At 66.4% G+C, this 26199-nt stretch carries 25 protein-coding genes; 13 read left to right on the top strand and 12 right to left on the bottom strand.

Translation table 11 applies throughout. The features are described 5' to 3' along the window. The first annotated feature begins 84 nt into the window (after positions 1-84). Genes BTO20_RS08390 through BTO20_RS08375 form a run of 4 tightly spaced genes read left to right on the top strand, consistent with a single transcriptional unit; the run spans position 85 to position 4983 of the window. A complete protein-coding gene (locus BTO20_RS08390; protein ID WP_087074951.1) occupies positions 85-1635 on the top strand; it encodes an arylsulfatase in 1551 nt (516 codons plus the stop codon). Between the two features lie 12 nt (positions 1636-1647). After that, the gene (locus tag BTO20_RS08385) at positions 1648-3201 is read left to right on the top strand and encodes an arylsulfatase (RefSeq protein ID WP_087074949.1); all 1554 of its coding nucleotides are present in this window, start codon (positions 1648-1650) and stop codon (positions 3199-3201) included. Further along, positions 3198-4103, top strand: coding sequence for an HAD family hydrolase (locus BTO20_RS08380; RefSeq protein WP_087074947.1), 906 nt, complete (start codon positions 3198-3200; stop codon positions 4101-4103). The genes BTO20_RS08385 and BTO20_RS08380 overlap by 4 nt, the downstream gene beginning before the upstream one ends. Beyond that, positions 4096-4983 (top strand): formylglycine-generating enzyme family protein, encoded by an 888-nt coding sequence (locus tag BTO20_RS08375; protein WP_087074945.1) that lies wholly within the window; start codon positions 4096-4098, stop codon positions 4981-4983. The genes BTO20_RS08380 and BTO20_RS08375 overlap by 8 nt, the downstream gene beginning before the upstream one ends. Here the strand turns inward: BTO20_RS08375 and BTO20_RS08370 are convergent. Next, a complete protein-coding gene (locus BTO20_RS08370; RefSeq protein WP_087074943.1) occupies positions 4980-5531 on the bottom strand; it encodes a TetR/AcrR family transcriptional regulator in 552 nt (183 codons plus the stop codon). The two genes, BTO20_RS08375 and BTO20_RS08370, sit on opposite strands and share 4 nt — an antisense overlap. A 165-nt stretch (positions 5532-5696) precedes the next feature. On the opposite strand from BTO20_RS08370, the gene BTO20_RS08365 reads away from it, so the two are divergent. Then, the gene (locus BTO20_RS08365) at positions 5697-6890 is read left to right on the top strand and encodes a cytochrome P450 (RefSeq protein WP_087074941.1); all 1194 of its coding nucleotides are present in this window, start codon (positions 5697-5699) and stop codon (positions 6888-6890) included. Between the two features lie 3 nt (positions 6891-6893). Here the strand turns inward: BTO20_RS08365 and BTO20_RS08360 are convergent, their stop codons facing one another. Beyond that, the gene (locus tag BTO20_RS08360; RefSeq protein ID WP_198344296.1) at positions 6894-7169 is read right to left on the bottom strand and encodes a hypothetical protein; all 276 of its coding nucleotides are present in this window, start codon (positions 7167-7169) and stop codon (positions 6894-6896) included. A gap of 397 nt (positions 7170-7566) precedes the next feature. On the opposite strand from BTO20_RS08360, the gene BTO20_RS08355 reads away from it, so the two are divergent. From BTO20_RS08355 to BTO20_RS08345, 3 genes are read left to right on the top strand one after another with little or no spacing between them, the layout of a single operon-like run. Continuing rightward, positions 7567-8643, top strand: a complete 1077-nt coding sequence (locus BTO20_RS08355; RefSeq protein ID WP_087074937.1) for an NAD-dependent epimerase/dehydratase family protein — start codon at positions 7567-7569, stop codon at positions 8641-8643. After that, a complete protein-coding gene (locus tag BTO20_RS08350; RefSeq protein ID WP_087074935.1) occupies positions 8640-9404 on the top strand; it encodes an SDR family NAD(P)-dependent oxidoreductase in 765 nt (254 codons plus the stop codon). Before BTO20_RS08355 ends, BTO20_RS08350 begins: the two co-directional genes overlap by 4 nt. Before the next feature lie 57 nt (positions 9405-9461). Continuing rightward, positions 9462-10655: an AI-2E family transporter gene (locus BTO20_RS08345; protein ID WP_087074933.1), complete on the top strand. Its 1194-nt coding sequence runs from the start codon at positions 9462-9464 to the stop codon at positions 10653-10655. Here BTO20_RS08345 and BTO20_RS08340 read toward each other — a convergent pair. Further along, positions 10630-11433: a dienelactone hydrolase family protein gene (locus BTO20_RS08340; protein WP_087074931.1), complete on the bottom strand. Its 804-nt coding sequence runs from the start codon at positions 11431-11433 to the stop codon at positions 10630-10632. The two genes, BTO20_RS08345 and BTO20_RS08340, sit on opposite strands and share 26 nt — an antisense overlap. Positions 11434-11449: 16 nt before the next feature. Continuing rightward, entirely contained in the window at positions 11450-12073 is a 624-nt protein-coding gene (locus tag BTO20_RS08335; RefSeq protein ID WP_087074929.1) for a DUF4245 domain-containing protein, read from the bottom strand. 53 nt (positions 12074-12126) lie between these two features. Between BTO20_RS08335 and glpX the strand changes: the two genes are divergently transcribed. From glpX to fdxA, 3 genes are all read left to right on the top strand, one after another. Next, positions 12127-13155 carry a class II fructose-bisphosphatase gene (gene glpX / locus BTO20_RS08330; protein WP_087081796.1) on the top strand — a complete coding sequence of 343 codons (1029 nt, stop codon included), beginning with the start codon at positions 12127-12129 and terminating at the stop codon, positions 13153-13155. 39 nt (positions 13156-13194) lie between these two features. Further along, positions 13195-14610 (top strand): class II fumarate hydratase, encoded by a 1416-nt coding sequence (locus BTO20_RS08325; RefSeq protein ID WP_087074927.1) that lies wholly within the window; start codon positions 13195-13197, stop codon positions 14608-14610. A gap of 197 nt (positions 14611-14807) precedes the next feature. Beyond that, positions 14808-15176: a ferredoxin gene (fdxA, locus tag BTO20_RS08320; protein WP_087074925.1), complete on the top strand. Its 369-nt coding sequence runs from the start codon at positions 14808-14810 to the stop codon at positions 15174-15176. On the opposite strand, the gene BTO20_RS08315 is transcribed toward fdxA, so the two are convergent. The 6 genes from BTO20_RS08315 to BTO20_RS08290 all read right to left on the bottom strand — a co-directional run bounded on the left by BTO20_RS08315 (position 15173) and on the right by BTO20_RS08290 (position 21904). Beyond that, positions 15173-16849, bottom strand: a complete 1677-nt coding sequence (locus tag BTO20_RS08315) for a GAF domain-containing sensor histidine kinase (protein ID WP_087074923.1) — start codon at positions 16847-16849, stop codon at positions 15173-15175. The genes fdxA and BTO20_RS08315 overlap by 4 nt on opposite strands. Before the next feature lie 9 nt (positions 16850-16858). Then, a complete protein-coding gene (gene dosR / locus BTO20_RS08310) occupies positions 16859-17494 on the bottom strand; it encodes a hypoxia response regulator transcription factor DosR/DevR (RefSeq protein WP_087074921.1) in 636 nt (211 codons plus the stop codon). 50 nt (positions 17495-17544) lie between these two features. Beyond that, positions 17545-18525, bottom strand: coding sequence for an Acg family FMN-binding oxidoreductase (locus BTO20_RS08305; protein WP_087074919.1), 981 nt, complete (start codon positions 18523-18525; stop codon positions 17545-17547). 78 nt (positions 18526-18603) lie between these two features. Then, entirely contained in the window at positions 18604-19479 is an 876-nt protein-coding gene (locus tag BTO20_RS08300; protein ID WP_087074917.1) for a polysaccharide deacetylase family protein, read from the bottom strand. 74 nt (positions 19480-19553) lie between these two features. Further along, the gene (locus BTO20_RS08295; protein WP_083163180.1) at positions 19554-20867 is read right to left on the bottom strand and encodes a PhoH family protein; all 1314 of its coding nucleotides are present in this window, start codon (positions 20865-20867) and stop codon (positions 19554-19556) included. Positions 20868-21076: 209 nt separating this feature from the next. Further along, on the bottom strand, positions 21077-21904 hold the full coding sequence (locus tag BTO20_RS08290) for an acyl-ACP desaturase (protein ID WP_087074915.1): 828 nt from the start codon (positions 21902-21904) through the stop codon (positions 21077-21079). Between the two features lie 132 nt (positions 21905-22036). Between BTO20_RS08290 and BTO20_RS08285 the strand changes: the two genes are divergently transcribed. Next, positions 22037-22297, top strand: a complete 261-nt coding sequence (locus BTO20_RS08285; RefSeq protein ID WP_087074912.1) for a hypothetical protein — start codon at positions 22037-22039, stop codon at positions 22295-22297. 18 nt (positions 22298-22315) lie between these two features. On the opposite strand, the gene BTO20_RS08280 is transcribed toward BTO20_RS08285, so the two are convergent. After that, on the bottom strand, positions 22316-23788 hold the full coding sequence (locus tag BTO20_RS08280; protein WP_087074910.1) for a glycine hydroxymethyltransferase: 1473 nt from the start codon (positions 23786-23788) through the stop codon (positions 22316-22318). 159 nt (positions 23789-23947) lie between these two features. Beyond that, complete coding sequence (locus BTO20_RS08275) at positions 23948-25189, bottom strand: DUF885 domain-containing protein (RefSeq protein WP_087074909.1); 1242 nt, start codon at positions 25187-25189, stop codon at positions 23948-23950. A gap of 30 nt (positions 25190-25219) precedes the next feature. On the opposite strand from BTO20_RS08275, the gene coaA reads away from it, so the two are divergent. Then, a complete protein-coding gene (gene coaA, locus BTO20_RS08270) occupies positions 25220-26158 on the top strand; it encodes a type I pantothenate kinase (RefSeq protein ID WP_087074907.1) in 939 nt (312 codons plus the stop codon). Positions 26159-26199: the final 41 nt, after the last annotated feature.

The raw sequence follows: 26199 nt of genomic DNA, 5'->3' as shown, positions 1-26199 counted from the left end.
CCGCACTCCCCAACCCGCAGCGCTGGTCGTCCGTACCGCATAAAGTCCCACGGACACAGGTTTTTCCGCTACGAGGGGGCTTTCATGCCTAACGGCAAACCGAACATCCTGGTGATCTGGGGCGACGACATCGGCATCAGCAACCTGAGTTGCTACAGCGACGGGCTGATGGGCTACCGAACCCCGAACATCGACCGCATCGCCAACGAGGGCATGCGCTTCACCGACTCTTACGGCGAGCAAAGCTGCACCGCTGGGCGGGCGGCATTCATCAGCGGGCAGAGCGTGTACCGCACCGGGATGAGCAAAGTCGGCGTCCCCGGCGTCGACATCGGTTGGGCCGCTGAGGACCCCACGATCGCCGAGTTGCTCAAGCCACTGGGCTACGCCACCGGACAGTTCGGCAAAAACCACTTCGGCGACCTCAACAAGTACCTCCCGACCGTGCACGGGTTCGACGAGTTCTTCGGCAATCTGTATCACCTCAACGCCGAAGAGGAGCCGGAGAACTTCGACTACCCGCACGAGGACCGGTACCCGCGGCTCTACAACCTGGCCAAGCCGCGCGGCGTGCTCAAGTGCAAGGCCACCACGGAGGTGTCGGAAGAACCCGACGACCCGAAATTCGGTCCGGTCGGTAAGCAGACCATCGAGGACACGGGCCCGCTGACCGCCAAGCGCATGGAGACCATCGACGAGGACATCGCCGATGCGACGATCGACTACATCAAGCGCCAGCACGACGCAGGCAACCCGTTCTTCGTGTGGTGCAACTTCACCCACATGCACCTGTACACCCACACCAAGCCGGAAAGCCGTGGACAGGCAGGGCTTTGGCAGTCGCCCTACCACGACACGATGATCGATCACGACCGCAATGTCGGCACGGTGCTCGACGTGCTCGACGAACTCGGCATCGCCGAGGACACCATCGTCATCTACTCGACCGACAACGGCCCGCACCGCAACAGCTGGCCCGACGGCGGCACCACGCCGTTCCGCAGCGAGAAGGACACCAACTGGGAGGGCGCCTTCCGCGTACCGGAGATGATCCGCTGGCCCGGAAAGATCAAGGCGGGCACGGTGTCCAACGAGATCGTCCAGCACCACGACTGGTTGCCGACGCTGCTGGCCGCCGCAGGCGAGCCCGAAATCATCGAGAAGCTCAAAGGCGGGCACACGGCCGGCGCCGACGGCCAGACCGAGTACAAGGTGCACATCGACGGGTACAACCTGCTGCCGTACCTGACCGGCGAGGTGGACTCCAGCCCTCGGCGCGGCTTCTTCTACTTCTCCGACGACGCCGACCTGGTCGCGATGCGCTTTGAGAACTGGAAAATCGTGTTCCAGGAACAACGCTGCCCCGGGACACTGCGGATCTGGGCCGAACCGTTCACTCCGCTGCGCGTACCGAAGCTGTTCAACCTGCGTACCGACCCGTACGAGTACGCGGACATCACCTCGAACACGTATTACGAGTGGTTCTTGCGACACGATTACTTCGTGTTCTACGCAACCGCGATGGCCACGAAGTTCCTCGAGACGTTCAAGGAGTTCCCGCCCCGGCACCCACCGGCGAGCTTCAGCGTCGACCAGGTGGTCGAGAAGCTCCACGAATTTCTGGCCAAGGATTAGAAAGGAACACGGATGCCCAACGGAAAACCCAACATCCTGGTCATCTGGGGTGACGACATCGGGATCTGGAATCTGAGCTGTTACAGCCGCGGCATGATGGGTTATTCGACTCCCAACATCGACCGTATTGCCACTGAGGGCATGCTGTTCACCGACTCCTATGGTGAGCAGAGCTGCACTGCTGGCCGGGCGTCGTTCATCACCGGCCAGAGCGTCTACCGCACCGGGATGAGCAAGGTGGGCATGCCCGGTGTCGACGTGGGGCTTCACAAGGAAGACCCCACCATCGCCGAACTACTGAAACCCTTGGGTTACGCCACAGGGCAATTCGGCAAGAATCACCTCGGCGACCTCAACAAGTACCTGCCCACCGCGCACGGGTTCGACGAATTCTTCGGCAACCTTTACCACCTCAATGCCGAGGAGGAGCCCGAGCACGACGACTATCCCACCGCGGAGGAAGCGCCGTTACTCCGGGCAGCTCTCCTGCCTCGCGGTGTCATCCATTCCTGGGCCACCGAGGAAGATTCCGGCGAGGTCGACCCGCGGTATGGCCCGGTTGGCAAACAACGCATCGAGGACACCGGACCGCTGACGAAGAAGCGGATGGAGACCATCGACGACGAGACCACCGGAGCCTGTGCGGATTTCATCAGGCGGCAGCACGAGTCCGGCACGCCGTTCTTCGTGTGGATGAACATGACCCACATGCATTTCCGGACCCACACCAAGCCTGAGAGCAAAGGACAGGCCGGACGCTGGCAGTCGCCCTATCACGACACGATGATCGACCACGACCGCAACGTCGGCACGCTGCTCGACCTCGTCGACGAACTCGGACTCGCCGAGGACACCATCGTCATCTACTCGACCGACAACGGTCCGCACGCCAACAGCTGGCCCGACGGCGCGACGACCCCGTTCCGTAGCGAGAAGAACACGAACTGGGAGGGCGCCTTCCGGATCCCCGAGATGATCCGGTGGACCGGCAAGATCGCGCCCGGAACGGTATCCAACGAGATTGTGCAGCACCATGATTGGCTGCCGACCTTCCTCGCTGCCGCCGGTGACCCGGACATCGTCGAGAAACTCAAGGCGGGCCACAAAGCGGGGGCCGACGGCGAGACCGAGTACAAGGTGCACATCGACGGTTACAACCTGTTGCCCTACCTGACCGGCGAGGTCGACAAGTCACCCCGACGCGGGATGATCTACTTCTCCGACGACGGCGATGTCCTGGGAATCCGCGCAGACAACTGGAAGATCGTGTTCATGGAGCAACGCTGCCAAGGCACGCTCGAAGTGTGGTTCGAACCGTTCACCAAGCTGCGGGCACCCAAGCTGTTCAATCTGCGCACCGACCCGTTCGAACACGCCGACGTCACATCGAACACCTACTGGGACTGGCTGATCGATCGGCTGTACCTCATGTTCTACGGCAGCGCTATCGTCAACCAGTTCCTGGAGACGTTCAAAGAGTTCCCACCACGACAAAAGCCGGCCTCGTTCACCATCAACAACGCCGTGGAGGAACTCGAGAAGTTCTTGGCCACCCGGGGCGGGTGAGCGTGGCACTACTGGAGTCGTGGAAAGACGGGCCGGTGAAGGAGGCGATCGTCGACTTCACCGGCCGGGCCACCACCGAAGTCGCGCCTGAGGACCGGGTCGCGGTGTTCGACAACGACGGCACGCTGTGGTGCGAGAAGCCGGCCTACATCCAGCTGGATTTTCTGGTGCGCAGGCTGGCCGAACAAGCCGCGGCCGACCCAGCACTCGCCAGCGAGCAGCCCTACGCCGCGGCCGCAGCCGGTGACCTCGGCTGGTTCGGCGACGCCGTCACCAAGCATTACAACGGTGACGACTCGGCACTCAAAGTCCTTGCCGGAGGTATCCTTTCGGCCTATGCCGGCCTGCCGGTCGAGGACCACGCCGAGTGCGTCAAGGCGTTCTTCGCCGACGCGCAGCATCCGACACTGAAGCGGCCGTACACCTCATGTGGCTACGGTCCGATGGTCGAGTTGCTGCGCTACCTCGAGGCCAACGGCTTCACCACCTACATCGCGTCGGGCGGCGGCCGGGACTTCATGCGTCCGGTCACCACAGCGATGTACGGGATACCACCGGAACGCGTCATCGGCAGCTCGGTGGGACTCGACTTCGTCGACGGGCACCTCAAAACCACGGCGACACCGGAGTTCCTGGACGACGGGCCGGTCAAGCCGGTACGCATCTGGGGCCGGGTCGGCAGGCGGCCGATCTTCGCGGCAGGCAACTCCAACGGCGACATCGAAATGCTCGAGTACACCAGTGCAGGTGCCGGACCGTCGTTGAGCATGCTGGTGCGCCACGACGACGCCGAGCGCGAATTCGAATACACCGCAGGTGCGGAGAGAGCGCTGGCGCTGGCCGCTGACCGCGGCTGGCCGGTGGCGAGCATGCGCGACGACTGGGCGCGGATCTTTGACTGAGCCCGACACCGATCTGGTCTGGATACCGGCGCAGACCACCCTGCTCGGCTCCGACCGGCACTATGCCGAGGAAGGCCCGGTGCGGCCGGTCGAGACCGGCGGCTTCTGGATCCAGTCGCACCAGGTGACGAATGATCAATTCGCCCAGTTTGTTTCAGCGACGGGCTATGTGACGGTCGCCGAACGCGCACTGAACCCTGCCGACTTCCCCGATGCGCCGCCGGAGAATCTGGTGCCGGGATCGATGGTGTTCCATCGGACCCCGGGCCCGGTGGACCGGCACCTCAACCTGTGGTGGCAGTGGACGCCGGGCGCGTGCTGGAACCACCCGCGCGGGCCGCGGTCGTCACTGCGGGGACGGGAGACCCACCCTGTGGTGCACGTCGCCTACGAGGACGCCGAGGCCTACGCCGGCTGGGCCGGACTGGCCCTGCCCACCGAGGCCGAATGGGAGACCGCGGCCCGCGGCGGGCTGGCCGGCGCGGCCTACACCTGGGGTGACGAGCCGGAGCAGCCCGGACAGCAGCTGGCCAACTACTGGCACGGCGAATTCCCGTACCTGCCCGAAACCGGATACGGCACCACCAAACCGGTGGGGAGCTTCCCACCCAACGGTTACGAGCTGTTCGACATGGCCGGCAATGTCTGGGAGTGGACCAGCGACTGGTACGGCGCCGACCGGTCGACTCAATCATGCTGTGCAGCAGACAGTTACGATCCGAATCAGCCGCAGTTCCAAATCGGCCGCAAGGTGATCAAGGGCGGATCGTTCCTGTGCGCCGACAGCTACTGCATGCGGTACCGGCCCGCAGCACGGCGGCCGCAGATGGTCGATACCGGTATGAGCCACATCGGTTTTCGCTGCGTCAAGCGCCTTTAGGCGAACGCGGGCACGACGAACCGGCGCAGCATCTCGTGCTCGGCGCCCGCGTCGGCGCCCGGCCAGACCAGTAGTGACAACGCCAGGCGCACGATCCAGGCCGCCGCAGCGGGATCGTTCTCAGCGAGGCCGCTCAGTTCGGTGGCGAACGCCGTGGGGACGCGTGATTCGGTCAACACAGCCCCATTGCCGGCGCGCAGCGAGGTCAGGAGCAGGTCGGCCATGGGATCCGACCGGATGAGCCGCAGCGCCACGACCACCGCCGTCACGACCCGGTCCGGCCCGGCGAGCCCGTTCACCTGACCCCGGACCTCTTCGACGATCCTGGCGGCCAACCGGGACAGCACGGCGTCGCGGATCTCGGACTTACCACCGGCGTGCCGGTACACCGTCGCCCGTGAGCAGTGCACATGCGCGGCGATGGCGTCGATGTCGAGGGAGTCGAGACCGTCGCGGGCCACCAGCTCCGTGGCTGCGGCATAGATGCGCTCGGCGGCGTGCGCACGCCGGTCACCACCGACCAACCAGTCCTCGCCACGTCGAGACATGGCAGCAACGCTATCTCAGTTTGAGACACAAACAGAGATTGATCTCAGCATCGACGCAGCATGCCCGCACCTGCTGAGACGGCAGTCACCGCGCATCGCCGCAGCGGCATGTCAACTTCGTGCCGATCCGTTGACGGCTCCGAAACAGGCGGTCAACCTGGGGCAATGCTCCTGGCACATGAACTCTTCGACCGGGCCGCTCTGCAGAACCCCTACGCCCTCTACGACCGCATGCGCGCCGAGGACGCTGTAGCGCGCATCGGTGAATCGGGGTTCTACGCCGCGACATCATTCGAAGCCGTCGTCGAGGCCACCGGCCGTCCGCAGGACTTCTCGTCGAACCTGACCGCCACGATGTGGCATCAACCGGACGGCACGATCGCCGAGTTCACCATGGAAGGTCCGGGCGGTGCCACGCACGTGCTGGCGACCGCCGACGATCCGATCCACGCCACCCACCGCAAGCTGGTGTTGCCCCGGCTGGTGGCCAAACGCATACGCGAGCTCGAGCCGTTCATCGCCGCGACCGCGGCAGAGCTGCTCCCGACCGGAGACTTCGACTGGATGGCCACCGTGGCCGACCGGTTGCCCATGCTGGTGGTGGCGCGGCTGCTCGGGCTGCCGGCCGCCGATGCCGATCAGCTGGTCACCTGGGCGTACGCCAGCACGCAGCTGCTGGACGGTCTGGTCGATCAGGACCAGCTGACGGCGGCGGGTATCGCGGCGGTCGAGCTCGGGGGTTACCTGGTCGAACAGTTCGGGCGGGCCGCGGCGAACCCGGGAGACGATCTGCTGGGCGATTTCGCGACGTATTGCGCGACGGAGCGGTTGGGCACCGATACCGCCGCGTTCATGCTGATCCAGTTGGTCAGCGCCGGCGCGGAGTCCACGGCGTCGCTGATCGGCAGCGCCGTACAGGTCCTGGCGCACCGGCCTGACGTCGCCGACCGGCTGCGCCGCGACGCGGTTCTGACGCCGGTGTTCCTGGAGGAGGTGCTGCGGTACGAGTCACCGTTTCGGGGCCACTTCCGGCACGTACTGGCAGATACGACGCTGGCGGGGACGCCCATGCCGGCCGGATCTCATCTCCTGCTGCTGTGGGGTGCGGCCAACAGGGATCCGGCGGCGTTCGAGAATCCGCACGAGTTCCGCATGGATCGTGCCAACGCCAAGGGCCACCTGGCGTTCGGGAGGGGTGCGCACTTTTGTGTGGGCGCCGCGCTGGCGCGGCTTGAGGCGCGGATCGTGATATCGCAGGTGCTGGCGAACGGGGGCGTCATCGAGCCGACCGGGGACGCCGAATGGCTCCCCAGCCTGCTGGTGCGCCGGCTGAGCCGACTGCCGCTGATCGTGCGGTGAGGCTCAGGCCAGTTGTGGGTCGGCGGCGATGCTGTCGTCGTCGACGAACACCAAGCCGCCGTCGTCGAGGTTGACGGCCCACCGTCGGGCCGGGCCCACGATCCGTTCACCGGCGATCTCGACGGCGGTGCCTGCCAGATCCGCGAAGTCCTCGACAACGACCCCATGTAGGGCATCGTCGGTTCCGGGATACACCGTGACCGGTGTGCCCACAGCTATCTGACCGGCAACCTGTTCCGATCCGCTGTCGTTAACCCCCGCTACGACATCTTCTGACATTCCGCACCTCCCCAATTGTCGACGAGTGCAACCGAGTACATCACAATCACCTGCGATCTGCTCGTTTTCTTTTCTTCTCCACAGCCACAATGCAGACACATCAGGCAAACTGACAAATCGAAATATGAATGGTCGTCGGGCAAATCGTCACAGAATCGGCGGCGCGGCGCGGGCCGTCACATTCCGGCGCCGATAGTGATCCAGATCTCATGCATCCACGGCAACGTCGTCTACGTTCGCCGTACTGATCCCCTGCCCAGCGCAGTCCACGTTGACAGGTTGCTGAGGGGCGGCAAGCGAATGATGGCCCGGCGGCCTGCAGAATCCGCGTCGGTGATGGTGACGCGCACCACAGCGCGGTTCGCTACTGTTGCAACACGTTCTAGCGAGGAGGTCCATGTCGGGAGAAACCGTTCTGGTGACCGGCGCGTTCGGACTGGTCGGATCCAAGGTCGTGCAAACACTGGCCGCCTCGGGACGCGAGGTCGTGGCGACCGATCTCGACATGGCGGCCAACCGGAAGGCCGCCGCCCAGCTACCGTCCGGCGTGCGGGTCCGATGGGCCGACCTGACCGACACCTCGGCTGTCGACGCGCTCGTCGCCGAGGTCTCCCCTGCCGCCATCATTCACCTCGCGGCCATCATCCCGCCGTTCTGCTATATGCGCCGCGGCCTGGCCCGCAAGGTCAACGTCGAGGCCACCGCGGCATTGTTGCGAGCGGCCGAGGCGCAGGCCCAACGACCACGGTTCGTGCAGGCCTCCAGCGTTGCCGTCTACGGTGCCCGCAATCCGCATCGGATCACCGATGTGCTGACCGCGGACACCCCGACCAACCCGTCCGACATCTACGGCGCCCACAAGGTCGAGGCTGAAGCCCTGGTCCGGGCGTCCACGCTGGACTGGCTGATCCTGCGGCTGGGCGGGGTGATGAGCTCCGAGTTCAGTCTCGACATCGACGTCGACCTGATCTCGTTCGAAAGTGTGCTGCCCGCCGACGGACGTCTGCAGACCGTCGACGTGCGTGACGTCGCGGACGCGTTCGCCAAGGCCACCACGACCGAGGACGCCAACCGTGAAGTGCTGCTGATCGGCGGCGATCCCGAGACGCATCGGCACACCCAGTCGGCAGTCGGCTCCCAGGCGGCCGCCGCCATGAGAATCAGGGGCGGCCTGCCTCTCGGCCGGCCCGGCGACCCGGCCAGTGACACGGCGTGGTTCGCCACCGACTGGATGGACACCACCCGCGCACAGGAAGTGCTCGGCTTCCAGCATCACTCCTGGAGCCAACTGCTCGCCGACACCAGCGCCAACGCCGGATGGAAACGCTTGCCGATCGGCTTGGCTGCACCATTGATCCGGGGGTTCCTGCGGTCGAAGTCCGCATACAGGGACTATCCGGGCCGGTACGCCGACGTGTGGAACGCGATAGCCAAGAAGTGGGGCGACCCGACTCCGGATATGGCCGACGCATGACCGGCCAACGGGTCGCACTGGTCATCGGGGCCGCGTCCGGCATCGGGTGGGCCAGTGCGCAGGCACTGGCCGAGGACGGCTGCCGCGTGGTGCTGGCCGACCGCAATGCCGACGGCGCCGCCACCCGGGCCGCCCAACTCGGCCGACCACACACCAGCGGCCACGTCGAGGTCACCGACGAGGAGTCGGTGCAGCGCCTGTTCGCCGAAGTGGGCCCGATCGACGCCGTGGTCAACTGCGCAGGGTTCAGCAATGTCGGGCTCATCACCGACATGCCCGTCGACCAGTTCCGCTCGGTCATCGACGTCTGCCTCACCGGCGGATTCATCGTCGCCAAGCATGCCGGTAAGCGATTGCCGGAAGGCGGTGTGCTGGTATCGATCTCGTCGCTGAACGGGCGCCAGCCCGCAGCCGGGATGAGCGCGTACTGCGCAGCCAAGGCCGGGTTGTCGATGCTGACCCAGGTCGCGGCCCTCGAACTGGGTCCGCGCGGTATCCGGGTCAACGCCATCGCACCGGGATTCGTGCACACGCCGCTGACCGAGCCCGCCGCGATGATTCCGGGCGTGGTCGAGGACTACGTCGAGAACACCGCGTTGGGCCGCGCCGGCACTCCGCAGGACATCGCCGCGGCCGTGGTGTTCATCTGTTCACCGCAGGCGTCGTGGCTGACCGGTGAGGTCATCGATCTCAACGGCGGAGCACATCTCAAGCGCTACCCCGACGTGCTGGGCCACGTCATGAAACTCGCCGGGGCGTAGCCGCCGAACGCCGCCCCCGCCGGACGATAAGGTCAGCGCAACGGCGGGAAAGGCGGCATGGACAACCAATTCACGCTCACCCAGAGACGCGCATTGGCGGTCACCACCGTCATCGCACTGTTGCTCGGCGCCTACTTCTTGCGCAGTTTCTTCATCCTGATCGTGATGGCCGCCGTCGGCGCCTACCTGTTCTCCCCGCTGTATCACCGACTGCTGCGCCGGTTCGGCACCGGACTGTCGGCCACCCTGACCCTGCTGTGGGCGCTGTTGCTGTTGATCGTGCCGGTGTCGCTGCTGGTCTTCCTCGGCATCGTGCAGGTCACCCAGATGGTCAACGCGGTCAGCAACTGGGTGGCGGCGACGGACCTGAGCACGCTGGGCACCCGCACCCTCGATCTGATCAACTCGCTGCTGGAGCGCGTGCCGTTCCTGCACATCCACGTCACCGCGGAATCGTTGCGCGGCAGCATCGTCACGCTGTCGCAGCGGATCGGCGAATGGCTGCTCAGCGTGCTGCAGGGGGCGGTCGGCGGGATGGTCGGCGCCATCACGTCGTCGATCATCTTCCTGTACGTATTCATATCGCTGCTGGTCAACCAGGACAGCGTGATCACGCTGATCCGTCGGCTCAACCCGCTGGGCGAGGAGATCACCGACCTGTACCTGGCCAAGACCGGCGCGATGGTCAAGGGCACGGTCAAAGGTCAGTTCGTCATCGCGCTGTGCCAGGGCGTCGCAGGCGCGATCTCGATCTACATCGGCGGCTTTCACGAAGGGTTCTTCATCTTCGCGATCCTGCTGACCGCGCTGTCGGTGATCCCGCTCGGCGGCGGCATCGTCACCATCCCGTTCGGCATCGGGATGGTGTTCTTCGGCAATGTCGCCGGCGGCATCTTCGTGGTGGCGTGGCATCTGCTGGTCGTCACCAACATCGACAACGTGTTGCGCCCGTTCCTGGTACCGAAGGCCGCGCGGCTGGATCCCGCGCTGATGCTGCTGGCGGTCTTCGCAGGCATCTCGATGTTCGGTTTCTTCGGCCTGGTGATCGGCCCGGTGCTGATGATCATCATCGTCACCACCGTGAGCGTCTACCTGGCGGTCTACAAGGGTGTCGAGCTGGAGGTGCACGAGGAGGCGCCCCGCAAGCGGTTGTGGTCCCGGTTCCGCACCGGCGCCACCAAGACCACCACTCCGCGCGAGCAGACCGCCCCGGTCACCGGACCCGCTACGCCGCCGTCAGACGAGTCTTGAGGAACTCGACCACCCGCTTGCGCGCTTCGTAGGCCGGATGCCCGTCGACCTCCCGGACCTGGTCCGTGAGCACCGAGTGGGCCATCGGCGAAATCCCATGCGAATTGCCCTTTTTCGAGTCGATCTCGATGACCTCGAACGCATCGCCGAGCCGCGACTTGAGCGTCCCGAACCGCGCACCGGGCGCCAAGCGGTCCTCGCTGAAGCGCAGGCCGAGCGCACACAGACCGTCGGTGGCGGCTCGTTGCTCGATGATCTTGAGCTCCTCCTCGGACAGCCCGGGATCGCGGCGCATCTTCGCGGTGAGCGCGATCGGCGCCGACGGCTGGCTCAGCACCGGGGCCAGCACACTGTCGTCGACGGCGGCGGCCAGCGCGAACCCACCGGTGAAGCACTGCCCGATCACACCGACACCCTTACCGGGTGTGCCTGCGTTGAGATCCCGCGCCAGCGCCCGTAGATAGTGCGCGACGGGCCGGTCGGCGTTGGTCGCAAAGGCCGCGAATTCCTTTGTCACACAGGCTTTCATCATCACCGGGACGGCGCCCGGACGCACCGCGGGCGCCCCCGGGGTGCCGAACAGTGACGGGGCGGCGACGGTGAAGCCGTTGTCCACCAGGTGATTGCCCAGCGCCAGCACGCCGGGATGCAGGCCGGGGATTTCCGGGATCAGGACGACGCCCGGCCCCTCCCCTTTGCGGTACACGTCGTAGGTCTGATCGGCCGCCGAGAACGGGGCGACGGTCCAACCGGTGAGATCAGCTTCTGGTGCGGTCATTCACCAGCTCCATCCGTTATCGCTTGACGGGAAGTGGCGACTGCTTCTGCGTCGCCTCCGCCAGCGTACGGTACTCATCCGTACCACCGGCTCCCGTGATCGCGATCTGCACCGGACCGGGCAGGCGCGTCGTCCACACCGACTCGGGGCTCTCGCTCTCGTAGACCACCCAGGTCACGCCGTCGACGTTCTGGGTTCCCGACGGATACCCGCCCGCCTTGATCGAGGACACCAACGCCGTTTCGTCGGCGTTGCTCTGGGTCAGGCTCAGGTAAGCCCCGATGGGTGTGAGGTAGCCGACCCGGGACCACACCGCCCGACCGCGCTGCCCGTCGGGCAGGGTCATCCCACCGTCGATGCTGCCGCGGCTACCGGAATTGGCCTGCCAGCCGGCAGGCAGTTGAGGAACCCGCAGCGGGATCTTGAGGGCGTCGGCGTCGGCACGCAGCCCAGCCGCGGCGTCGTACACCGGCGCGGGACCGCGGCCAGGTCCGTCGGTCGCCAGCGAGCACATGCCGAGCATGCCTGCGAGGACGATACACGCCAGTACCAGCGGCGCCATCGACCAGAACATGTCCCGGCCGTCCTGCAGCAAGCGCGACTTTGCCGCCTTCGGAACCGGGGTGGGCTGGGTGGTCATGGTTGCAGTATCCCAGCTCGCCGCACGGCGGCCGGTTCTGGGAGAATCAGCCCATGAGTCCCACTCGCGGCGAAGCCCCGGATCGCAACCTTGCCCTTGAACTCGTCCGGGTAACCGAGGCGGGAGCGATGGCCGCAGGCAGGTGGGTCGGCCGCGGCGACAAAGAACGCGGTGACGGCGCCGCCGTCGACGCCATGCGCGAGCTGGTCAACTCGGTCTCCATGCGCGGCGTCGTGGTGATCGGCGAGGGCGAGAAGGACAACGCCCCGATGCTCTACAACGGCGAGGAAGTCGGCAACGGCGACGGCCCCAACTGCGACTTCGCCGTCGACCCGGTCGACGGCACCACCCTTCTGAGCAAGGGTCTGCCCAACGCCATCTCCGTGCTCGCCGTCGCCGAACGCGGCGCGATGTTCGACCCGTCGGCCGTCTTCTACATGAACAAGATCGCCGTCGGCCCCGAAGCCGCCGAGGCCATCGACATCTGCGCCCCCATCGGCGAGAACATCCGCAAGGTCGCCAAAGCCAAGCGCCTTTCGGTCGAGGACGTGACGGTCTGCATCCTCGACCGGCCACGCCACGAGCAGCTGATGGCCGACGTTCGCGATGCCGGCGCCCGGATCCGGCTGATCACCGACGGCGACGTCGCCGGCGCGATCGCAGCCTGCCGGCCCAACTCGGGCACCGACATCCTCGCAGGCATCGGCGGCACGCCCGAGGGCATCATCGCCGCGGCCGCCATCCGCTGCATGGGTGGCGCGATCCAGGCCAAATTGGCCCCCAAGGACGACGCCGAGCGGCAGAAGGCCATCGACCGGGGCTATGACCTCGACGCGGTGCTGGTCACCGAGCAGTTGGTGTCCGGCGAGAACGTCTTCTTCTGTGCCACCGGCGTGACCGACGGTGACCTGCTCCGGGGTGTGCGCTACGCCAGCGGCGGCTGCACCACGCAGTCGATCGTCATGCGGTCCAAGTCCGGCACCGTCCGGATGATCGAGGCCTACCACCGGCTCTCCAAGCTCAACGAGTACTCCGCCATCGATTTCATCGGTGACGCGGCCGCCGTCCGTCCCCTGCCGTAATCCACCCGAACAACTCCACCGCACACACAAAGGGAGCACATGTCCGCCGACAGCGCAGTCGAAGGTGAATTCCGAATCGAGCACGACACCATGGGCGAAGTCCGGGTGCCGATCAACGCCCTGTGGCGGGCTCAGACCCAACGGGCGGTCGAGAACTTCCCGATCTCGTTCCGCGGGCTGGAGCGCACGCAGATCCGGGCGCTGGGACTGCTCAAGGCCGCGTGTGCGCAGGTGAACAAGGACCTGGGCCTGCTGGCACCGGAGAAGGCAGACGCGATCATCGCCGCGGCCGGGGAGATCGCCGACGGCCTGCACGACGACCAGTTCCCCATCGACGTGTTCCAGACCGGTTCGGGCACCAGCTCGAACATGAACACCAACGAGGTGATCGCGTCGATCGCGGCGCGCGACGGTGTGACGGTGCACCCGAACGACGACGTGAACATGTCGCAGAGCTCCAATGACACGTTCCCGACCGCCACGCACATCGCGGCAACGGAAGCCGCTGTGCGCCATCTGATTCCGGCACTCGAGGTGCTCCACGCATCGTTGGCCGCCAAGGCCAAGCAGTGGCGGACCACGGTGAAGTCGGGCCGCACGCACCTGATGGACGCCGTGCCGGTGACGCTGGGCCAGGAGTTCGGCGGTTATGCACGCCAGATCGAAGCCGGCATCGAGCGGGTCAAGGCGACGCTGCCCCGCCTGGGTGAGCTGGCCATCGGCGGCACCGCAGTGGGCACCGGCCTCAACGCGCCCGACGGTTTCGGCGCCAAAGTGGTCGAGGTGCTGGTCAACGAAACCGGCCTTGCCGAATTGCGAACTGCCGTCGACTCTTTCGAGGCTCAAGCGGCGCGCGACGGGTTGGTCGAAGCTTCGGGCGCACTGCGCACCATCGCGGTGTCGCTGACCAAGATCGCCAACGACGTGCGCTGGATGGGCTCGGGGCCGCTGACCGGGCTCGGCGAGATCCAGCTGCCGGACCTGCAGCCGGGCAGCTCGATCATGCCGGGCAAGGTCAATCCTGTTCTGCCCGAGGCGGTTACCCAGGTGGCCTGCCAGGTGGTCGGCAACGACGCGGCCATCGCCATGGGCGGGGCGTCGGGTGCATTCGAGCTCAACGTCTACATCCCGATGATGGCGCGCAACCTGCTGGAGTCATTCACGCTGCTGTCCAACGTGTCTCGACTCTTCGCCGAGCGCTGCATCGACGGCCTGGTGGCCAACGAGGCGCACCTGCGCGAGCTCGCGGAGTCCTCGCCGTCCATCGTGACGCCGCTGAACTCGGCGATCGGTTACGAAGAAGCCGCCAAGGTCGCCAAGCAGGCACTCAAGGAGAAGAAGACCATCCGGCAGACCGTGATCGACCGCGGCCTGCTCGGCGACAAGCTCTCGGAAGCCGAACTCGACAAGCGCCTCGACGTTCTCGCCATGGCGAAAGTCAAGGACGGCCAGTAACTTTCCCTGCGCGAGCAGACACTCAGGTCCCTCGACACGCCGGTGTCGAGGGGCTTTTGTGTCTGTTCGCCGGAGTTCTCGCGGCCGAACACGGCACTTAACACGCACTGAACACGGCACCGAAAGTGACTTTGGTCCTCGGCGAATAGGACTTTCGCCCGGCTCTCTCGACCCGCCCGGCTACGTACGGTTTGACCATGCCGTACGTGATCGGAACAGCATGCGTCGACGTCATGCACAAAGCTTGTGTCCTGCAATGCCCGGTGGACTGCATCTACGAGGGCGCCCGGTCCCTCTATATCAATCCCGACGAGTGCGTGGATTGCGGTGCGTGCCGGCTCGAGTGTGATGCGGGGGCGATCTACTACGAAACCGATCTTCCCGACGACCAGCTACCGCATCTGGCCGACAACGCCGCATTCTTCAGTGAGACCTTGCCGGGCCGGGACGCACCGCTCGGATCTCCCGGCGGCGCCGCCGCACTCGGTCGGCTGGGCGTGGACACGCCACTGGTGAGTGCCCTGACACCACGACACTTCCCGGACGCCGAGACGCTGCGAACCTAGGCAGGCAGCGGTGCCGTCCAGCACACCACTGTGCCGCCGCCGGAACGGTTTTCGATGCGCAACTGCCCACCGGAGGCCTCGGCCCGGTCACGCAGATTCGCCAGCCCGCTCTCGGTCACCGCACCGGTGATCCCCCTGCCGTTGTCGGTCACCGTGATGCTCAGATCGTCGGCCACCTCAACGCGCACGACGAGTTCGGTTGCCGCGGCGTGCCTTACCGCATTGCTGACGGCCTCCAGCAGCACCGCCTCGGCGTGGTCGGCGAGCACCGCGTCGACAACCGAGAGCGGGCCGACGAACTGCGTGGTGGTGTGCAGACCACTGCCGGCGAACTGCGTCAACACCTCATCGAGCCGTTGCCGCAGCCGCGTCGTGCCTGCCGAACGCCCGTGCAGGTCGAAGATGGCGGTGCGGATTTCCTGGATGACCGCCTGCAGATCATCCACGCTGTCGGTCAGCCGCTGCTGCACGTCCGTCGAGCGGGCCCGCGGAATGGTCGCCTGCAGCGACAATCCCACCGCGAAGAGCCGCTGGATCACATGGTCGTGCAGATCACGCGCGATGCGCTCACGGTCGGAGAGGATCTCCAGTTCCTGCACCCGACGCTGCGAGCTGGCCAGCTGCCAGGCCAGCGCGGCCTGGTCGGCGAACGCCGCGGCCATGTCCATCTGCTCGTCGGTGAAGGCGCGGCCGCCCTCGGTGCGCAGTGCCACCAGGACGCCCGCCACGGTGTCGGTGGCGCGCAGCGGCAATACCAGCGCAGGCCCGGTGAATCCGCACAGCTCGAACACATCGGGACGCTGCGGTGTGCCCGCGCGAAAGACCTCGCCCACCGCCGTCCCCGTCACCGGGATCGACTCGGCACCGCAGTCACGCATCGTCCCCGCGGTGGCAGCCACCATGAGCGCGGCGACGTCGCCGCGATCGGCCTCGGCGTCGGCGGGCACGGCGACGACCGTGCCGTCGGCGCCGGTCAGCTTGAGTGCCTCGTCGGCCACCAGCCGGAAAACCCTGGCCGGGTCGGTACCGCCGAGCAACTCCGTGCCGATGTCGCGGGTGGCCGCGATCCACGCTTGCCGGGCCCTTGACTGTTCGTAGAGCCGGGCGTTCTCGACGGCGATGCCCGCCGCCGCTGCGAGCGCCTGCACCAGCACCTCGTCGTCCTCGCTGAACGGTTGGCCGGTGGTCTTGTCGGTGAGATAGAGATTGCCGAACACCTCGTCGCGGATGCGGACCGGAACACCGAGGAAGGTGCGCATCGGCGGGTGATTCGGCGGGAAGCCCACTGACGCCGGATGCAGCCGGATGTCGTCGAGCCGAATGGGTTTCGGATCGTCGATCAGCACGCCGAGCACGCCGCGACCTTCGGGCAGGTGGCCGATCGTCTCCCGCATGGCGTCGTCGATGCCCTCGTTGACGAACTGGGTCAACTCATGGCCTTCACCGCGCACCCCGAGAGCGCCGTAACGCGCGTCGACCAACTGGATCGCGGTGTGCACGATGGTGCTCAGCGTGACATCGAGTTCGAGGCCCGAGGTGACCGCCAGCATCGCCTCGACCAGTCCGTCGATACGGTCGCGGCCGGTCAGTATCTGCTCGACCCGGTCTTGGACCTCGGTGAGCAATTCGCGCAATCGCAACTGCGAGAGGGTTCCTCGCAGATCGTCGGTCACCGTTTCAACCTAGCCGGGACGGTCGAGTTTGGAGACGAAGACCGCAGCCTGAGTCCGACGCTCCATGCCGAGCTTGGCCAGCAGCCGGGACACATAGTTCTTGACCGTCTTTTCGGCGAGGAACATCCTGGCCGCGATCTGCTTGTTGGTCAGGCCCTCGCCGAGCAGCTCGAGCAGCACCCGTTCCTGCTGAGTCAGCCCCGACAACGGATCGGCGTGCTCGGCGTCGTGACGAAGTTTGGCCATCAACGCCGCAGCAGCGCGGTTGTCCAGCAACGACCGGCCGGCCCCGACGTCCTTGATGGCCTGTGCGAGCTCCATACCTTTGATGTCCTTGACCACATAGCCGCTGGCGCCGGCAAGAATTGCATCCAGCATGGCCTCGTCGGAGGTGAACGACGTCAGTATCAGACACCGCAGATCCGGCATGCGCGACAACAGTTCCCGGCACAGCTCGATGCCGTTGCCGTCGGGGAGCCGCACATCGAGCACCGCGACATCGGGTGCGCTCGCGGGCACCCGGGCCAGCGCCTGCGCCACCGAGTCCGCCTCACCGATCACTTCCAGCTCCGGGTCGGCGCTGAGCAGATCGATCAGGCCGCGGCGCACCACCTCGTGGTCGTCGACCAGGAAGACTCTGATCATCTCCTGAGTCTCGCCGCCGTCGGGCCCGATCGCAAACGCATCGCCAATTCCTATGCGATGGTGAGGAAGTCGCTGACGGGCCGACGCGGGGTGGGCGGCGGCACATCGTCGAGTGCGGGTGCCAGCCCGATCCGTACCAGTACCTGCGGGCAGGCGTCTCGCCCGATCAGGTTGGCGACGATGTCACGGCTGGCGTGCAGCTCGGTCACCTGGGACACCGGGCAGGTCGCCAGGCCTGCCATCGTGCTCTCGAGCAGCACCTGCGACAGTGCTTCGCCGCAGTCCAACGCATCAGCGCGGCTGTAGCCGTCGGTGGACAGCACGACGATGCGCGCGACGTCGTCGCCGATGGCCGGCCGGCGGTCGGTGTGAGCGGTCACCGGAAACGCCCGGGACACCGCGACGCGGTCGCTTTCCGCCGCGGACACCAACGCGCTCTGCGGAATGCCGTCGGTTGTAGCGAAAGGCGTTGTCCACCAAGCAAGATCGGCGTGGTATCCGGAGTCGTAGAGGCGCAAAGACTCACTGAGCATGGCGGCCTCGGCCAGCTGCGGACGCATCTCGTCGGTCAGCACGTCGAGATGCACCGGACCCGCGGCCAGCCAGGCCCGCAGCAACGGTTCGAAGGACTCCCAATCGGCTGGCGCGGCCATCGGCAGCCGGTCCGTGCGGCGCGCCAGGATCGCGTCGGCGCGCCTGCGGTGTGCGTCGGTCACGAAACCGAGCGGACTGAACTGCAGGGTCGCCAGGTGATCGGGGTGATTGGGGTCGGGGAACCGCTCGACGCCGGTGGCCCAGCCCGCGGCGGCCATCGCGACCACGACGTGGTCGAGCATCACGCCGCAGCTGATGACCGCCTCACGCGCCGACCGGTCCGTGGAACGCACCACGCGTTCCGGATCGAGGTACAGCTGCAAGGCCTCGCCGGTGTACACCCAGCGCCACGGCTGGGTGTTGTGCAACGACGGTGCGCGCGAGGCCAGCTGGACGGCTGTGGTGATGGTGGCGCTGTCGAACATGGTGTCGGGCATGACACCAGCGTCGTCCCGAACGGCTGATCCGGTTAGGGTCTTTGGTCCTCAACCAGGTGCGATGTGCGCCTCACCCGCTCACGCCCCGTTGTTGACCCCACCGGAGTTGGCACCGGGAATGTCGGTGATCGGGAAGTTCGGCATGGGAGGCGGCGACGGCGTGGGCGGCAGCGTCGGAATGTTGGCCGGCGGGATGTCCTGCAGACCGTTGACGGGCGGGCCGTTCTCGCGGCTGCCGTAGCTCGTGCCGGGCTCCCGGGGGCCGAGCAGGTGGCTGACCGTCACCAGGTGGTAGTCGTTGGCCTTGAGCACCGGGATGAACTGCTGCACGAGATCGACGGTGGACGAGTAGGTGTCGTGGAACAGCACCACCGAGCCGGGTTTGATCTGGGTCATCAACATGTACCGGGTGGCCGCGGTGTTCGAGTCGTTGGCCCAGTCGAACGGGATGACGTCCCAGTTGATGTCGGCGAGGCCCTGCTTCTTGGCCTCCGCCAGCACCTGGTCGTTGATCAGCCCACCGGCCGTGCGCAACAGTTTCGGCCGCTGACCGGTCGCCTGCTCGATGGCGTCGCTGGCCTTGGACAGCTGCGACGGGATGTCCTCGGGCGGAATGGTCGTCATGTTGGGGTGTTCCCAGGTGTGCTGGCCGAGCTCCATGCCCGCCTCGACCACCCGCTTGGCCCCCTGCGGGTTGGCGGCGACCTTGTTGCCGATCTCGAAGAACGTCGCCTTGGCGTCGTTGTCCTGCAGGATTTTCAGCAGCCGGTCGGTGTACGGGCTGGGGCCGTCGTCGAAGGTCAGGGCGACGCACTTCTCCACTGCGCAGTTGACGTCATCGGCCGACGCGCGGCGGATGTGCCCGGTGACCGCACCAGCCACGAGGACCACGACGGCGACGAAAATGCCGATCACCGTCCACCGCCACGCCTGGCTGTTGGGGAGTCTCACCACCCCGGCAGCCTACCGGCTGGCGATTTGTGCACCTCCCGTAACGCCCGCCATTACGGGAGGTGCACATGAATCACTCAGGGAAGAGCAGCGGGGCTGTACTCCTCCAGCATCTCGGTGACCAGCGCGGCGATCGGCGAGCGTTCACTGCGCTGCAGCGTGATGTGGGCGAACAGTGGATGGCCCTTGAGCTTTTCGATGACCGCCGCGACGCCGTCATGACGGCCCACCCGCAGGTTGTCCCGCTGTGCGACATCGTGGGTGAGCACCACGCGCGAGCCGGCGCCCAGCCGCGACAGCACCGTCAGCAGCACGTTGCGCTCCAGCGACTGCGCCTCGTCGACGATGACGAACGAATCGTGCAGCGAGCGGCCGCGGATGTGGGTCAGCGGCAACACTTCGAGCATGCCGCGCGACAGCACCTCTTCGAGCACCGCCGGGCTGGCCAAGCCTTCCAGGGTGTCGAAGACGGCCTGCGCCCACGGGCCCATCTTCTCGCTCTCACTGCCGGGCAGGTAGCCGAGATCCTGACCACCAACCGCATACAGCGGACGGAACACCACGACCTTGCGTTGGGTGCGGCGCTCCAGCACCGCCTCCAGGCCCGCGCACAGCGCCAGCGCCGACTTGCCGGTGCCTGCCTTGCCGCCCAGCGAGACGATGCCGACCGACTCGTCGAGCAGCAGATCCAGTGCGACGCGTTGTTCGGCTGACCTTCCCCGGAGGCCGAACACTTCACGATCACCGCGGACCAGCTGCACGCGCTTGTCGGCGTTGACCCGCCCGAGTGCGTGCGAGTTTCCGCCGAGCAGACGAATCCCGGTGTGGCACGGAAGATCCCGGGCATCGGCCAAGTCGATCTCACCGTCGGCGAACATCGCGTCGATGTCCTCGGCGGCAACATCCAGCTCGGTCATCCCGGTCCAACCCGAGACCACGACATCCTGGGCGTGGTACTCGTCGGCGGCCAAGCCCACTGCGCCGGCCTTGACCCGGAGCGGAATGTCCTTGCTCACCAACGTGACTCGCTTGCCCTCCGCGGCCAGGTTGGCCGCACAGGTCAGGATGCGGGAATCGTTGCTGTCGGTACGGAAGCCCTGCGGCAGCACGGTCGGGTCGCTGTGGTTCAGCTCGACGTGCAGCGTCCCGCCCTGTGTCCCAACCGGAATCGGCTGATCCAGCCGTCCGTGCTCGAGACGCAGATCGTCGAACATCCGCAGTGCCTGCCGGGCGAACCAGCCCAGCTCGTGGTGATGCCGTTTGGCTTCTAGTTCGCTGATGACAACCAGCGGAACCACCACTTCGTGCTCAGCAAACCGGCTGCACGCCCAAGGATCGGACAGCAACACGGAGGTGTCGAGCACATAGGTACGGACAGGCGAATCAGTCACGTGGCGCTCCTAGAGGCGAAGCTCGTTACGCGGCCCCACACGAACTTCTCGGTGGACGCTGCGGCACCAGGACCGGGGCCGGTCCTCTCGCAATCGATACGATCGGTACCGCCCGGACAGCAGAGCATGTCGCTAGCCATCGCTTTTGACGCTACCCCCGCCGCGCCGAATGCGCCTGACAGGCGCGCCGTAGCTAACCCGCCAGCACGTTAAGTGTTGATGAACTGCTGGAGCTGGGCCTCACCGGCCAGACCCCATGCGGTGATGCGATCGGCGATCACCGTGCGCAGTGCGGCCTTGTCGAAGATGCCCGCCTCGGCCACCAGCGCCACCTTGTCGCCGTAGGCGTCGATGTCCGCGCCGATCACGTCGAGTTCGGCCGCACGGGCGGCGATCGCGGCGACGGTCTCGTCGCGGTGCTGCTCGAGCAGGAACGAGACCAGGTTCGCGAAGAACTCCTCGTGGCGCTCCTCATCACTGGCGATCCGGCCCATCAACGATGCGAGCACCGGCTCGGCCACCTGCGCCTGCAGGTTGCGGCAGTAGACCGCGTGGGCGCGCTCGAAGAACGCCATGAACACCAGGGTCTCGATCTGGCTGAAGCGGTCGGCCCGGTAGCCCTTCATCACATGCTCGACGCGGACGTCCTCGTTGGCGGCCGGATCGACCTCACGCGTGACGACCAGGTAGTTGCGCAGCGCGACCGCGTGCAGATGCTCCTCGGCGGTCCAGCGGCCGAGGAACCGGCCCCACTTCTCCTCCAGGATGAAGTGTTCGACCAGCTCGCGGTGGTATCCGGCGAGGTTGTCCTTGGTGATCAGCAGGATCTCCAAGGCGTCGGTGACCTTCTTGGGCAGGGTCACCTGAGAGGGATCCCAGTCCCGTCCGCCTAGGAATGCGAAGTTCTCGCCCTGGTCGAACGGCACGTAATCGTGGGCGTACCAGAGATCCTCGGAATCGATGTGACGACGCAGCTCGGCGCTCACCACCGGCTCCAGCTCGAGGGTCAGCGCATTAGGGACAGGTTTCTGTGCCATGAAGTAACTGTAACCCTAGTACACACATTCCTTGAAATCGGGCCGGGGCGGCGTGTCGCACGCCACGCCGAGGCCTCCTGTGAGTCTCCTGGTTATCGAATCTACCTGCGCAGACGCGCTCTACGCTGAGCCATGACACTCCAGTTACCGGCACGCCGGATGCTTGTCGCCACCGCTGCGGCAGGTCTGGTGCTCGTGCCAATTACCGGTGCGATGGCCGTTTCGACGCCACGCACTCTGGCCGACGATTGCACATCCAATGACGTGCAAGACAGCTACTCATTGTCATGCGTGCCGACCATGATGCCCGACACCAGCGATCAATTCACCGAGGACGAGATCTCCCAGCCCGGGTACAACGGCCACAGCAGCGGGGGCGGCGGCCACCACTGACCGCCGCCTGACGCGCTACTAGAGCGTCAGCCCCGGGTACAGCGGATTGGCATCGAGCAGTTCAGCCGACGCGGCGTGGACGCGCGCGGCGGTGCCGTCGGCCATCTTGTACTTGGCCTTCGAGGAACCGTCGGGCTGCGTGTTGGACAGCACGTCGACGATCAACTCCGCGACCCGGTCGAAGTCGTCTGCGCCGAATCCGCGGCTGGTCAGCGCCGGGGTACCCAACCGGACACCGCTGGTGTACCAGGCGCCGTTCGGATCGGCGGGGACCGAGTTGCGGTTGGTGACGACACCGGCATCCAGCAGCGCCGATTCGGCCTGGCGGCCGGTGAGCCCGAACGACCGCACGTCGAGCAGCACGATGTGGTTGTCGGTACCGCCGGTGACCAGCCCGGCATCGCGCTTGGTGAAGCCGTCGGCCAGCGCCTGGGCGTTATCGGCGACCTGCTGCGCGTAGGCCTGGAACGCGGGCTGGCGGGCTTCGGCCAGCGCGACTGCCTTGGCGGCCATCACGTGCGACAGCGGTCCGCCGAGCACCATCGGGCAGCCCTTGTCGACCGCGGGCGCGAACTCCTCGGTGGCCAGCACCATGCCGCCGCGCGGGCCACGCAGCGACTTGTGGGTCGTCGTGGTCGTGACGTGCGCGTGCGGCACCGGATCCTCGTCGCCGGTGAACACCTTGCCCGCCACCAGGCCCGCGAAGTGCGCCATGTCGACCATCAGCGTCGCGCCCACTTCGTCGGCGATCTCACGCATCTTGGCGAAGTTCACGCGGCGCGGGTACGCCGAGTAACCGGCGACCAGGATCAGCGGCTTGAATTCGCGGGCCGCGGCGGCGACGGCGTCGTAGTCGAGGAACCCGGTCTCCGGGTTGGTGCCGTAGCTCTGCTGATGGAACATCTTGCCGGAGATGTTGGGCCGGAAGCCGTGGGTCAGGTGCCCACCCGCGTCGAGCGACATGCCGAGCAGCCGCTGATTGCCCAGCTTGTTGCGCAGGGTCTCCCAGTCCGCCTCGGACAGATCATTGACGTGCTTGGCGCCGAAGTTGGCGAGCTCGGGCGCCTCGACCTTGGTGGCCAGGATCGCCCAGAACGCAACAAGATTGGCGTCGATGCCGGAGTGCGGCTGCACATAGGCGTAGGGCGCGCCGAACAGCTCGCGCGCATGCTCGGCCGCCAGCGCCTCGACGGTGTCGACGTTCTGGCAGCCCGCGTAGAACCGGTGCCCCACGGTGCCCTCGGCGTACTTGTCGGAGAACCAGGTACCCATGGTCAGCAGCACGGCAGGCGACGCGTAGTTCTCGCTGGCGATCAGCTTCAGCGAATCCCGTTGATCGGCAAGCTCTTTGCGGGTGGCCGCGGCCACTCGGGGCTCGACCGACTCGATCACCTGCAGCGCGGCCTGATAGGCGGCGCTGGCGGTGTCGGCGTAATCGGCGCCCGAAGCCGCAGGCACAGAAGATGGGGTGGACGACGAGTCAGCTGCCATGGCGTTCAGCCTAGTCGGGGCGGTCTCGCGCGGATGTGTCGGCTCGGGCATGCCGAGCAAGCGACCAGCAGACTCGTGCCTTCCGCCGTTTTCGACACCAGGGTCGTCGGCGGTGCGGAGGCACAGCCCAGGTGTCGAAATCGACGCGGCGGCCCGAGCCTAAGCCCGCAATGTCGACGGGATCAGCGGCTCGTCGAGCAGCCTGCCGAACCGCGACGTCAACGTCACGTCGGCGGGCCGCGCATCCAGCCATGCCCGCAGCAGCCGATAGCCCTCGATGTAGGTGCTGGTGTAGGCGCGCCACAGCGGCGAGGACAAGAACCGCAGCATCTGCCGGGCCCGCTCGTCATTGACCAGCAGCCACCGCTTGAGGAAGGCGACCACGTCGTCGACGTCGCGGTGCTCGTCGTGCAGCATCAGCGCCGCGTCCTGACGCACGTCGGCCAGCCCGGCCATCGCCTCGGACACGGCTTCGGCGCGCTCGCCGTCGAAGCGCAGACCAAGGTCGGCGTAGATCTCCGAAGCCCACGCGCCCCATCCCGGACCGATGGCGGCGTACAGCGCCAGATCGGCCAAGCCTTCTGCCATCAGGCACTGCGGGGTGTTGACCAGGAAGATCGTCTGTTCCAGCTGGCCCTGCCGGTCCACCAACCCGGCCTCCTTGCGGCAGTGCTCGGTGTGATGGCCGGGATAGGACTCGTGAGCGACCAGCCGGGGCAGGTTGGCCATCTGTTGCTTGAGGTCGGCGTTGACCGCCACCGTCGAGCGGTAGTCGCCGAGGTAGTAGTTGAAGCCCGACCACGGCTTGTCGGTGACCACCTCGTAGGTGATGGTTTCGGTGTCGGGCAGCGGATATTCGGCGCGCACCCGGTCCCGCAGCGCCGAGGAGAACGCGTGAATGCACTCCTCGAGACGCGCCGGCGGGATCTCGTCGCCTGTGCGGTGTGCCTGGATGCGGTCGGCCAGCGGGCCTGAGCCGCCGAGAGCGTCGTCGAGCTTGGCGTGCGCCTCGCGATACCGCTCGGGGTCGCCCTTGCCGATCCGCACGTCGAAGTAGGCCTGCACCTCGTCGACGAAACCCACCTCCTCGCCGGCGAACTTGCGCCCCGCGCAGTTCAGTGCGCGCAGGTGCGCGGCGAGATAGTCGGCGCGGTCGCGGTCCAGATCCTGCGGTATGTCACCGAGGAGCCGGTCGGCCTGCCGGGCCAGGTCGGCAGGGTCGGGCGCGGGCTCGTTCTCGACGGCGCGACGCAATGCGGGGTCGCCGGTGAACGAGTCGACGTAGCCCTCCTCGACACGGTCGAAGCGCAAACCGAGCAGCAGATATTCGCGGATGAAGTCTGCTGAATCTGCCGCTGCGCCAGTCCCCTGGTCCACCCCGAAGTGCATCCCGTTAGCCATGCCCTCAACCGTAAATGCAAGACTGACCGAATGCCGCGGCCCAGCGAGCCGAGCCCCTATGTGGAGTTCGACCGAATCCAATGGCGTTCGCTGCGCATGTCGACCCCGCTGAAACTCACCGAGGACGAACTGCTGCGCCTGCGCGGCATGGGCGAGAAGCTCGACCTCCTCGAGGTGGAAGAGGTCTACCTGCCGCTCGCCCGATTGATCCACCTGCAGGTGGCCGCGCGTCAGCGGCTGTTCGCCGCCACCGCGGAGTTCCTCGGTGAGCCGCAGCAGAACCCGGATCGACCCGTGCCGTTCGTGATCGGGGTGGCGGGCAGCGTGGCGGTCGGCAAGTCCACCACCGCGCGTGTGCTGCAGGCCCTGCTGGCCCGCTGGGAGCACCACCTGCGCGTCGACCTGGTCACCACCGACGGTTTCCTCTACCCGAACAAAGAGCTCAACCGCCGGAACCTGATGCACCGCAAAGGTTTCCCGGAGAGCTACGACCGTCGGGCGTTGATGCGGTTCGTCACCGGGGTGAAGTCAGGGGCCGACGAGGCCTGCGCACCGGTGTATTCGCACCTGCTCTACGACATCGTGCCCGGCGAGAAGCAGATCGTCCGCCACCCCGACATTCTCATCCTGGAGGGGCTCAACGTCCTGCAGACCGGACCCGCGCTGATGGTGTCGGATCTTTTCGACTTCTCGGTGTACGTCGACGCACGCATCGAAGACATTGAGAATTGGTACATCTCACGATTCCTGACCATGCGGTCGACGGCCTTCGCCGACCCGGCGTCGCACTTCCACCACTACTCGACGCTGACCGACGAGCAGGCCGTGTTCGCCGCCCGCGACATCTGGCATTCCATCAACCGGCCCAACCTGATCGAGAACATCCTGCCGACCCGCCCGCGGGCCACCCTGGTGCTGCGCAAGGACGCCGACCACGCCATCAATCGGCTGCGGCTGCGGAAACTCTGACAGCCGAAAGGCCAGTTGTCGCACGCATTCTCGCGATTCGC

This window comes from Mycobacterium dioxanotrophicus (assembly GCF_002157835.1).
Taxonomy (GTDB): Bacteria; Actinomycetota; Actinomycetes; order Mycobacteriales; family Mycobacteriaceae; genus Mycobacterium; species Mycobacterium dioxanotrophicus.
This window is presented reverse-complemented; position numbering and strand designations above follow the sequence as displayed.